This window comes from Ruegeria lacuscaerulensis (genome assembly GCF_013034745.1).
In the GTDB taxonomy this organism is placed as follows: Bacteria; Pseudomonadota; Alphaproteobacteria; order Rhodobacterales; family Rhodobacteraceae; genus Ruegeria; species Ruegeria lacuscaerulensis_B.
The window spans coordinates 120399-131871 of sequence record NZ_WQGP01000006.1 but is presented as its reverse complement, the minus strand read 5'-3'; the positions used below and the strand labels follow the sequence as shown (position 1 = coordinate 131871).

Sequence of the window (11473 nt, the reverse complement as noted above, 5' to 3'; positions counted from 1 at the left end):
ATACAAAACAGTCTCTAATCAATGGGAAAACCAAGAGTCGAGATAAACATTTCAGCTGGCTCACAATCTAGTGTTGCAACTGTGAAAATGATCTGGATGATCAGGACCACCAAGGCCGCGACAACGGCCTGCCGTCTGGGATGGCGGCGCTAACAATAAACGGGGAGATTATAATGATCCTAAGAAACCTGATGATTGCCGCCAGTGCGACCGCAATGATGGCGGCAGGTGCATCGGCTGAAACTCTGCGCTGGGCGCGCGCGGGTGACGCGCTGACGTTGGACCCGCATTCGCAAAACGAAGGTCCGTCGCACACCATTCGCCACCAGATGTACGAGCCGCTGATCATCCGCGACGTGACCGGCGCGTTTGAACCCGCGCTGGCGACCGAGTGGGGACCAAAGGCCGATGATCCGAACGTTTGGGTCTTCAAGCTGCGCGAAGGTGTGAAGTTCCACGATGGCGCGGATTTCAACGCAGAAGACGTGGTGTTCAGCTTTGAGCGCGCCAAGCAGCCGAACTCGGACATGAAAGAGCTGATCGGCTCGATCACCGAAGTGCGCGCGGTTGACGATTACACCGTCGAGATCGTCACCGATGGTCCGAACCCGATCCTGCCGTCGAACCTGACCAACCTGTTCATTCTGGACAAAGGCTGGGCCGAGGCGAACAACACCGTCAACGTTCAGGATTTTGAGGGCGGCGAGATCACCTATGCCACCACCAACGCCAACGGCACGGGGCCATATAAGCTGCAAAGCCGCGAGCCTGACGTGAAAACGGTGATGGTGCGCAACGACGACTATTGGGGCATCGACCAGTTCCCGATGGAAGTGACCGAGATCGTCTACACGCCGATCCAGAACGCTGCGACCCGCGTGGCTGCGATGCTGTCGGGTGAAGTGAACTTCCTTCAGGATATGCCAGTGCAGGATATTGAGCGCGTCAACGGTGCCGATGGCCTGATGGTCAAGCAGGCGCCGCAGAACCGTGTGATCTTCTTTGGGATGAACCAGGGCGCAGATGACATCGAAGCGGATAACGTGGACGGCAAGAACCCCCTCGCCGATGTGCGTGTGCGTCAGGCCATGTCGATGGCGATCAACCGCGATGCGATCAAGCAGGTCGTGATGCGCGGCCAGTCGCAGCCTGCGGGCATGATCGCACCGCCCTTTGTCAACGGTTGGACTGCTGATATGGACGGCGAATCCTCGACCGACCTGGAAAAAGCCAAGGCCCTGATGGCCGAGGCAGGCTATGGCGACGGTTTCTCGCTGCGGCTGGACTGCCCGAATGACCGCTACATCAACGATGAGGCGATCTGTCAGGCGGCTGTCGGTATGCTGGGTCAGATCGGCGTGACTGTGAATCTGGACGCCAAGCCCAAGGCACAGCATTTCCCGCTGATCACCGACAGCAAGACCGACTTCTACATGCTGGGTTGGGGTGTGCCGACATATGACTCGGAATACATCTTCAACTTCCTGGTCCACGGTCGCGAAGACGATATCGGCACGTGGAACGGCACCGGCTATCAGGACGATGCGCTGGATGCGAAGATCAAGTCGCTGGCCTCGAACACCGATCTTGATGCGCGGAACGCTGACATCGCCGACATCTGGCGCGTGGTGCAGGACGAAGCGCTGTACATCCCAATCCACCACCAGGTTCTGAACTGGGGTATGGCTGATGGCGTGGGCATCGAAGTGGATGCGGAAGACCAGCCGAAGGTCAAATACTTCACGATGAACTAAATAGGTTCGATTGCGAACAAGGCAGGGCGCGGATTTCGCGCCCTGTTTTTTGTTTCGCCCTGAGATTTCCTTGCGTGCAAGCGAAAAACCAAGAAAACTCAGGCGCAGAGAACAGGGAGAGATAAAAATGATCCTTAGAAACAGTGCCATTGGCCTGGCCCTGCTGGCTGCGACCAGTGTTCAGGCGGCCGAGTTCAAATGGGCCTCGACCACCGATCCGCAGACCATGGACCCGCACGCCGTCAACTCGGCCCCGGTTCTGGGTTTTCTCAACAATGTCTACGAAGGGCTGGTGCGCCGCGGCAAAGACATGACGGTCGAACCTGCGCTGGCCGTAAGCTGGGAGCCGATCGGAGAGGGTGAAGGCTGGCGATTCAAGCTGCGTGAGGACGTGACCTTTCACGACGGCAGCACCTTCGAAGCGCAAGACGTGCTGTTCAGCTATCAGCGGGCCTCAGGCGAGGCGGCGGATACGCGCAGCTGGTTTGCGCCGGTCAGTGAGGTGATCATAGTCGATGACTATACGGTCGATATCATGACCTCGGCGCCGAACCCGCTGTTCCCGTCCTCGATCGCCAACTGGATGATCATGGATCAAGGCTGGACCGAGGCGAATGACGCCGTGGTGCCTGACAAGGAAACCGGCAACTACGCCACGATCAATGCCAATGGCACCGGTGCATTCAAGGTGACGGCCCGCGAACCGGGGCTAAAGACCGTGTTAGAGCCACATGGCGGTTGGTGGGGTGAGGTTGAACACAACATTACTCGCGCCGAGTTCAACCCGATCCAGAACCCAGCGACTGCTGTTGCAGCGCTGCTATCGGGTGATGTGGACATGATCAATCCTGTCCCGATCCAAGACGTTGCACGCCTGAAGGAAAACGCCGACGTGGACGTCATTCAGGGGATCGAGGCGCGCGTGATCATGCTGGGTTTCGATCATGAAGCCGAGACGCTGAAATACACCGATGACGCGGGTAAACCGAACCCGTTCCGTGATGTGCGGGTCCGTCAGGCAGTTGCGCAGGCGATCAATGTGGACGCTATTCTGGCCACGATCATGCGTGGCAACGCCGAAGCCGCTTCGCAACTGGTCAGCCCGGCCATGAGCGGCTATTCTGCAGCCAATGCAGACCGCCCCGCCTTTGATGTCGAAGGCGCCAAAGCGCTGCTGGCCGAGGCAGGCTATGGCGATGGGTTCTCTTTCGGGCTGAAGTGCCCCAATGACCGCTATCTGAATGACGAACCGGTCTGTCAGGCCGTCGTCACCATGCTCGCGCAGATTGGGATCACGGCGGAACTGGATGCCATGCCCGTCCGCAACTACTGGCCAGAACTGCGCGAGGATAACTACGACATGTATATGCTGGGCTGGAGCCCCGGCACATTCGACGCCGAACATCCCGTTCGCTTTCTGGTAGCCACGCCGAACGAGGAGAAAAAGCTGGGCAGCTGGAATTTCGGCGGCTACTCGAACGAACGGGTGGATGAACTGTTGCCGATGATCCAATCCGAGCTGGACGCGACGAAGCGTCAGGCCATGCTGGATGAGGTGACGGCCATCTATCAGGACGATCATGTCTATGTGCCGATGTATGTTCAGCCTCTGGTTTGGGGGACCGGCAGCAATATCGACCTGACACAACGCCCGGATAACTTCTTCATCCTGCGTTGGGTCACGGTGAACTGACCGCATGGGCGTCATGATTGCCGGGGTCTACCACGTGGACGACCCCGCCCCCGACACATCGCTTGACGGCGCATACCGTCGTCAAGCGTCGACCATCCGCAACGCTCTGCCAAACGGGCCTTATGAGCCAGGGCGGTTCCACCTGTATGCCGCGTGGAATTGCCCTTGGGCGCATCGGGTCCTGCTGACGCGCGCCGTTAAGGGATTGGAGGAGTTGATAACCGTCGCCTACGCCCGCCCGCGCCGCACGCCGGACGGTTGGGTGTACGACACCGATGGTGACTATGCCGATCCTCTGTTCGGTGTCACCGCGTTGCATCAAGCCTATGCAAAGGTTGATCCTGCTTATACCGGGCGCATCACCGTGCCTTTGTTGTGGGATCGCGCCGAAAACCGCGCGGTGTCGAATGAATCCGCCGATCTCGTGCGTATGCTGGGCACGTTAGAAGGCTATGGCCTCAATCTGGCCCCGCCAGACAAATTGGATCAGATCGATGCCTGGAACGACAAAATCTATCCGCGCCTGAACAATGGCGTCTATCGCGCCGGGTTCGCCCGCACGCAAGAGGCGTATGAGGCCGGGTTTCACGATGTCTTCACCATGCTGGACGAGATCGAGGCGCATCTGGCCACCAACCGATACCTGTGCGGCGATGATCTGACCGAGGCCGACCTGCGCCTGTTCCCGACCCTGGCGCGGTTCGATGTGGCCTATCACTATGCCTTCCGCTGTAATTTGCGGCGTTTGGTCGACTATCCGCATCTGTGGGGCTATGCGCGGGATCTGTATTCTCGACCGGAGATTGCCCGGACACTGAAGCCTGAGATCTACAAGGCCGGGTATTTTTCACCCTCCGAGCTGCGAAACCCGCTGGGGATCGTGCCGTTGGGACCGCAGATAAACTGGGCTGAGCCGCAGGATCGGGCCAGCTTGGCCTCTGCGACATCTTGACCATTCGGGCGAGGCATGCGTAGAGAAGCAGATCAACGGGGAAACTAAATGTTCGCATATATCGTCCGAAGGATGTTCCAATCCGTGATCGTGTTGCTGGTCGTGGGTCTGGTCGCATTTTCCATGTTCCGATTTGTCGGCGATCCGATCGACAACATGCTGGGGCAGGAACGCACGCAGGCTGATATCGACCGCCTGCGCACCGAGCTTGGGTTGGACAAGCCCTTCCCGGTTCAGTATTTCAAGTTCCTTCAAGGGGCCGTTCGAGGCAATTTCGGTGTCTCGTACCGTCAGGGCCGCCCAGTCTCGACCATCATCGCCGAGCGCGCGCCCGCGACGCTTGAACTGGCTTTTGTGTCGGGCTTTCTGGCGATTGCGGCGGGTATTGCGCTGGGCGTCTTTACCGCGATCCGACGACAAGGGGTTGCGGCGAATGTGATCATGACCGCCAGTCTGATCGGGGTGTCCCTGCCCACCTTCCTGATCGGGATATTGCTGATCTATATCTTCTCGGTCGAGCTTGACCTTCTTCCCAGCTTCGGGAGGGGCGAAACCGTTATGATTGGCAACTGGTCTACGGGCTTTTTGACGTCGTCGGGACTAAAGGCGTTGATCCTTCCGGCGATCACGCTGGGCCTGTATCAGATGACCCTGATCATGCGGCTGGTCCGGTCCGAGATGCTGGAAGTGTTGCGCGCCGATTACGTTCGTTTTGCCCGTGCCCGCGGGTTGTCGGACCGGGTGATCAACTTCCGCCACGCGCTGAAGAACACGCTGGTACCGGTGATCACCATCACCGGTTTGCAATTGGGCTCGATCATTGCTTTCGCCATCATCACCGAGACGGTGTTCCAGTGGCCGGGCGTTGGCCTGCTGTTCATCAACGCGATCCAGTTTGTCGATATCCCCGTCATGGCCGCTTATCTGATGCTGATTTCGGTCATGTTCGTGACGATCAACCTGATTGTCGATCTTCTTTACTATGCCATTGACCCGCGCCTGCGTGTCGACGCGAGGGCCACATGACCGATATTCTCGATACCCCCAAAGCGCCGGAAAAGTCGCGGTTCGCCAAGTTCTGGGACAGCGATTTCGCGTGGTCATTCCGGCATTCGCCCGTGGCCATCATTGCAACGCTGGTTGTGGTTGTTCTGGTGCTGTCCGCGATCTTTGCACCGCTGATTGCACCCTATAACCCTTTCGATCCGGCCTCGCTGAACCTGATGAACGGGTTCACGCCGCCCGGGACACCCAACGCCTTCACGCAGGAGACCTTCCTGCTGGGCACCGACGATCAGGGGCGCGACGTATTCTCGACCATCCTGTACGGGATGCGCGTTTCCCTGTTCGTGGGCGCATCTGCCGTGCTGTTGGCCTTGATCATCGGCATCGTTCTTGGGCTGGTCGCGGCTTATTTCGGCGGCTGGATTGAAACGCTGATCATGCGGGTCGCCGATGTGCAGCTGACTTTCCCGGCCATTCTGGTCGCCATGTTGATCTTTGGTATCGCCAAAGGCGTCACCCCGCCGGAATACCGCGATGAGATGGCGATCTACGTCCTGATCGTCGCCATTGCGCTATCTGACTGGGTCCAGTTCGCCCGTGTGGTGCGTGGTGCGGCGTTGGTCGAGAAAAACAAGGAATACGTCCAGGCCGCCCGTCTGATCGGGCGCGGATCCTTTCCGATCATGTTCCGTCACATCCTACCCAATGTCCTCAGCCCGGTTCTTGTGATCGCCACGATCTCGCTGGCTTTGGCGATCATTGCCGAGGCGACGCTCAGCTTCCTCGGCGTGGGCGCCCCACCGACCCAGCCTTCTCTGGGGACACTGATCCGCATCGGGCAGGGCTTCCTGTTCTCGGGTGAGTGGTGGATTCTGTTTTTCCCGGCCTGCACCCTTCTGGCGTTGGCCTTGTCTGTGAACCTGCTGGGCGACTGGCTGCGCGACGCGCTGAACCCCAAGCTGCGGTGATTTCATGAGCCTTCTGACGATCAATGACCTGACGGTCGAATTCCCGACCCGCCGCAAACTGTTCACTGCCGTGGACCATGTGGACCTGTCGGTGGAGCCCGGCGAAATCCACGGTCTTGTGGGCGAATCCGGGGCCGGTAAATCCACCATTGGCGCCGCCATCATGGGCCTGCTGGATCGCCCCGGCCGTATTGCCAGCGGTACCATCCGGCTGAGTGGCGACCAGATCAGCGGTCTGGACGCCGACGCGATGCGTGGGCTGCGCGGCAAAAAGATCTCGATGATCTTTCAGGATCCGCTGACCTCGCTCAACCCGCTGTTCACGGTGCGCGAGCAACTGGTCGAGACCATTCAGGCGCATCTGGGTGGTTCAGATAGTGAGGCCAACAAACGCGCCCGCGATCTGATTGACCGGGTAGGTATCCCTGACCCCGATACACGGCTGGACCAGTACCCGCACCAGTTCTCGGGCGGGATGCGGCAGCGTGTGGTGATCGCCTTGGCGTTGTGCACCGAGCCGGACGTGATCATCGCGGATGAACCGACCACGGCGCTGGATGTATCCGTTCAGGCGCAGATTCTGGACCTGATCAAGGAACTGGCGACCGAGCGTCAGGTGGGCGTTATCCTGATCACCCACGACATGGGTGTGATTGCCGACACCACCGACAAAGTGACGGTGATGTATGCGGGTAAAGTGGTCGAAAGCGGCCCTACGTCTCAGGTCATGGGCCAGCCGACCCACGAATACACCAAATCCCTGATCGCCGCCGTCCCGCGCCCGACGCTCAAGTTGCATCGCTTTCCGCAGATCAGCTATGGCGGGCGCGAGACCCGCTTTGCGATAGAAGACATGGCCCGCCACTGGCCCAAGGTGGACAATGACACCAGCAAGCCGGTGTTTGAAATCCGTAACCTGACCAAGAAGTTCCTGCAAAAGCGCGGACTTCTGCCGTGGGACCGCACCTATTTCACCGCTGTTGACGATGTCAGCTTTGACATCCGCGCCGGTGAGGTGTTTGGCGTCGTGGGGGAGTCCGGCTCGGGCAAGTCCACCGTCGCGCGGATGATTGCGGGGCTCTATCCGGTTGATGGCGGCACGATCACATTCGAAGGGCAGACAGTCAGCGATCTGACCAACAAGGCCGCGCTGGATGCCTATCGCAAGAACATCCAGATGATCTTTCAGGACCCCTATTCCTCTCTCAATCCGCGGATGCGAGTGGATGAGATTGTGGCAGAGCCGATCCGTCATCACAAGCTGATGGACGGGGCCGATATCAAGCGCCGCGTGGATGAGCTGTTGGATCAGGTTGGGCTGGGTCATGAGGCCGGGCTGAAATACCCGCATGAATTCTCGGGCGGTCAGCGTCAGCGGATATCCATTGCCCGCGCGCTTGCCACGCAGCCCCGCTTTTTGATCTGTGACGAACCGACCAGCGCGCTGGACGTGTCAATTCAGGCCCAAATCCTGAACATCCTGAAGGATTTGCAGGAGCATCTGGGTCTGACCTTGCTGTTCATCAGTCACGATTTGCCAGTTGTGCGCCAGATGTGCGACCGGGTGGCCGTGATGAAACAGGGCAAGGTGGTCGAGCTGCAAGAGACCAACGACCTGTTCGCCAATCCACAGACCGAATATGCGAGCGAGCTGTTGCGGTTGATGCCCAAACTGGACGATCTGTCCACGGAAGGGTTGAACGCCGAAACCTAACTCTCGCAATCCGTGCAAATATGCGAAAATAAACATTAAATTCGTTAACCATTGCAGACTCGGGCGTGTCTGCCGTGCTAGTCTCACCTTTGGAGTTGGGGGCTTCAGAGGGGCGACATGTCTCAGGACCTTAGGGACTGGCTGAGCGCGCTTGGATTGTCTGACTATGCGCAAGCCTTTTTGGATAACAAAATTGATTTCGCCATTTTGCCCGATCTAACGGGCGAAGACTTGATCGAAATCGGAGTGACCGCAGTCGGTGATCGCCGACGGCTTCTGCGTGCGATTTCGGAACTGGACGTGGCCGAAATGGTCTCGGCCTACACGCCGCAGGCCCCGCTCGAGCCTGCCAAGCGGCAAGTCACCGTCATGTTCGCGGACCTGACCGGATTCACGCGCCTGTCCAGCGAGTTGGATGCAGAAGACATGCACGCGCTGCTGAACGAGTTCTTTCAAAAGGTCGATCACGTGGTCGAGAAATACGGCGGGCGGATCGACAAACACATCGGCGACGCGGTCATGGCCGTATTTGGCGCGCCGATCTCGCACACCAACGACACCGAACGGGCGGCGCGGGCGGCGTTGGAAATTCACGCGGTCCTGCCCAGCCTGACGCGGCCTTTGACTTGCCATATCGGCATCGCCTCGGGGCAGGTGATCGCCAGCACGACCGGCAGCGAAGCGCATACGGAATACACGGTGACGGGAGATGGCGTGAACCTGGCCTCGCGCGTGACAGATATGGCGGGGGTTGGCGAGACGCTGGTGTCCCACGACATTCAGCGCGCGCTGGGGCCCTTGTTCGTGGGCGAGTCGATGGGCGAGAAGGCGATCAAGGGTCTGAATGACCCGGTCGAGCTGTGGCGGCTGGAGCGTCTGGCGCAAAACATCCGGTCGCGCCGTCACCGCTTTGTCGGGCGCGAGCGCGAGATGTCCATCTTCGAGGCCACATTCGACCGGTGCAAGCGCCACGGCAAGGGCGAGGTGCATATCATTCTGGGCGAACCCGGTATCGGCAAAACACATTTGTCGGAACAGGTGGCCGAGCTGGCCAGTGGGCTGTCTTATTCCACGCATACAGGCGTCGTGATGGATTTCGGCGCGCGCGAGGGGCATTCCGCCATTCAATCCGTCGCGCGGAGCATTCTGGGATTAGAGCCTAGCGCCGATGCCGCCACCAGCGCCGACGCTGCCAAGCGGGCAGTTGCGAAAGGGTGGGTGTCGCCCTCCAATGCCGCGCATCTGAATGCCTTGCTTGAGCTGGAACAGGACCCCGGTCTGGCGGAAGTTTATGCCGTGATGGACAACGCCACGCGCCTGCGCGGGCGGCGTAGTGTGATCGATGAGTTGATCGCCGGGCGCAGCCGGGACAACCCGCTATTGATCCAGATCGAGGATATCCACTGGGCCGCGCCAGATATCCTGACCGCATGCGCGCATATGGCGGCGGCGACGCGTGACTTGCCCTGTGTACTATTGATGACAAGCCGCGTTGAAGGCGACCCGATCGACCGGGAATGGCAGATGGGCACGGAGGGTGCCTTGATCTCCAAGCTGGAACTGGCGCCGATGGGAGATGATCAGGCGCGGCAATTGGTCGAGGAATTCACCGGAATAGACCCTGAATTGCTGGAGGCCTGCGTAGAACGGGCCGGTGGCAACCCGCTGTTTCTTGAGCAGCTTCTGCGCAATATCGACGTGCTGAAACGCGAATCCGTGCCCGGCAGCATACAGGGCATCGTTCAGTCGCGGCTGGATTCACTGGACCGCAAGAACCGGGCGGCAATTCAGGCGGCCTCGGTCCTGGGGCAGCGGTTCTCGCCCGAGGTGCTGAATTTCGTGCTGGGTGAGGGGCATCTGGATGTGTCCACCCTGATCCGCTCGGCCCTGATCCGCGAGGCGGGGCAGGATCTGATGTTTGCCCATGCTCTGATCCGCGACGGGTCTTACGCCACGCTGGTGAAATCCGAACGTGCGCGGCTGCATCGGCAGGCAGCAAAATGGTTCGAGGATCGCGACGCCACCCTACGCGCGCAACATCTGGACCGCGCCGGGGCAAATAACGCTGCGCAAGCCTATCTTGAGGCTGCGGACAAGCTGATCCAGGCCTTCCAGTTCGACGATGCCAGCCCGCTGATTGAACGGGCACTGGAACTGCCTGCACCGGCCGGAGTGCGGTTTGATCTGCTTTGCGCGCGGGGGGAGACGCACCGCCTGCAGGGCTTGTCTGACGAGGCCCTGCGCGAGTTCCACGAGGCCGCATCGCTGGCCGATACCGACGAACAGACCTGCCGCGCCCATATCGGGTTGGCGCAGGCCGCGCGTCAGGCCAGCCGGTATACCGAGGCTTTGGAAAGTCTGGCGACAGCCGAGGCCGCCGCCAAGCGCTGTGGCTCGGATCGGGACATCGCCCAGATCAACTATGTGCGCGGCAATGTCTATTTCCCGCTGGGGCAGGTCGATAAGGCACTGGCCAGCAATGAAACGGCTCTAACACTGGCGCGTAAGCTGGATTCGGTGCGACTTGAGGTTGGGGCGCTCAGCGGTTTTGGCGATGCCAATTTCATGAGCGCCACGATGCAGACGGCGGTCGGGTTCTATACGCAGGCCGTAGAGCGGGCGCGTGAGAAGGGCCTTGTTCGGGACCTTGCGGCGAACCTGCACAACCTCAGCGTTGCGCGCAGCTATTCCGGCGATGTGGCGCAGGGCAAGATGGACGCGCAAGAAGCCATTGAGGTGTCGCAAAAGTATTTTGCCTTTGTGCCGGAATGCGTGGCCCAGACCTGTCTTGGCGTGGCGCATACCTTTCTGGGTGAGCTGGATCAGGCGTCCGAGGCCTTTTCGGTTTCCGCCGAGATTGCCAACCGGGTCGGGGCCAAACGGCTTGAGGCGCAGGCGCTAGAGCATCTGGCCCGCACACAGGTTTATGCCGGGCAACTGGATCAGGCCCGGAAGACGGGCCAGCATGCGGTCGAGATCGCTCTGGAACATGGCCGGAACTTTGTGGGCCCCAAGGCGCTTTCGGCGCTGGCTATGGCCGAGCCGGATGTTGATGCGCAGGATCGCCATCTGAAACTGGGGGCCGAGATCATCGCCGAGGGCTGCGTTGGCCATAGCCATTTGCATTTCTACACCGATGCCAGCGCGGTGATGTTGACCCGGCAGGAATGGGACCGGGCCACGGCCTATGCTGATGCCCTGGCCGCCTTCACCGCGAAAGAGCCGCTGCCCATGGTGGACCTGTCCATTCAGCAAACCAAAACGCTGGCCGAATGCGGAGCGTGGGGCATTCCGCTCACCGCACATGAAGGGCTGGAGGCCCTGCGCGCCGGGTTCCGCGACATGGGCATCACGCAGACGCTGGTCGGGCGGTTGGACGATTAGGTA

Annotated in this window: 7 protein-coding genes; all 7 read left to right on the top strand. The window is 60.0% G+C overall.

Going from position 1 to position 11473, the window contains the following annotated elements; all coding sequences use genetic code 11:
• The first annotated feature begins 173 nt into the window (after window positions 1–173).
• The 7 genes from GOV79_RS13315 to GOV79_RS13285 all read left to right on the top strand — a co-directional run bounded on the left by GOV79_RS13315 (window position 174) and on the right by GOV79_RS13285 (window position 11470).
• A complete protein-coding gene (locus GOV79_RS13315) occupies window positions 174–1754 on the top strand; it encodes an ABC transporter substrate-binding protein (protein WP_170790142.1) in 1581 nt (526 codons plus the stop codon).
• A 127-nt stretch (window positions 1755–1881) separates the two neighbouring features.
• The gene (locus GOV79_RS13310) at window positions 1882–3447 is read left to right on the top strand and encodes an ABC transporter substrate-binding protein (RefSeq protein WP_170790141.1); all 1566 of its coding nucleotides are present in this window, start codon (window positions 1882–1884) and stop codon (window positions 3445–3447) included.
• A 4-nt stretch (window positions 3448–3451) separates the two neighbouring features.
• A complete protein-coding gene (locus tag GOV79_RS13305) occupies window positions 3452–4399 on the top strand; it encodes a glutathione S-transferase family protein (protein WP_170790140.1) in 948 nt (315 codons plus the stop codon).
• A gap of 48 nt (window positions 4400–4447) precedes the next feature.
• Window positions 4448–5425, top strand: a complete 978-nt coding sequence (locus GOV79_RS13300) for an ABC transporter permease (protein WP_170790139.1) — start codon at window positions 4448–4450, stop codon at window positions 5423–5425.
• Window positions 5422–6372: an ABC transporter permease gene (locus GOV79_RS13295; protein ID WP_170790138.1), complete on the top strand. Its 951-nt coding sequence runs from the start codon at window positions 5422–5424 to the stop codon at window positions 6370–6372. Before GOV79_RS13300 ends, GOV79_RS13295 begins: the two co-directional genes overlap by 4 nt.
• Before the next feature lie 4 nt (window positions 6373–6376).
• Window positions 6377–8086, top strand: coding sequence for an ABC transporter ATP-binding protein (locus GOV79_RS13290; RefSeq protein WP_170790137.1), 1710 nt, complete (start codon window positions 6377–6379; stop codon window positions 8084–8086).
• A gap of 117 nt (window positions 8087–8203) precedes the next feature.
• On the top strand, window positions 8204–11470 hold the full coding sequence (locus GOV79_RS13285) for an adenylate/guanylate cyclase domain-containing protein (protein ID WP_170790136.1): 3267 nt from the start codon (window positions 8204–8206) through the stop codon (window positions 11468–11470).
• Window positions 11471–11473 lie beyond the last annotated feature (3 nt).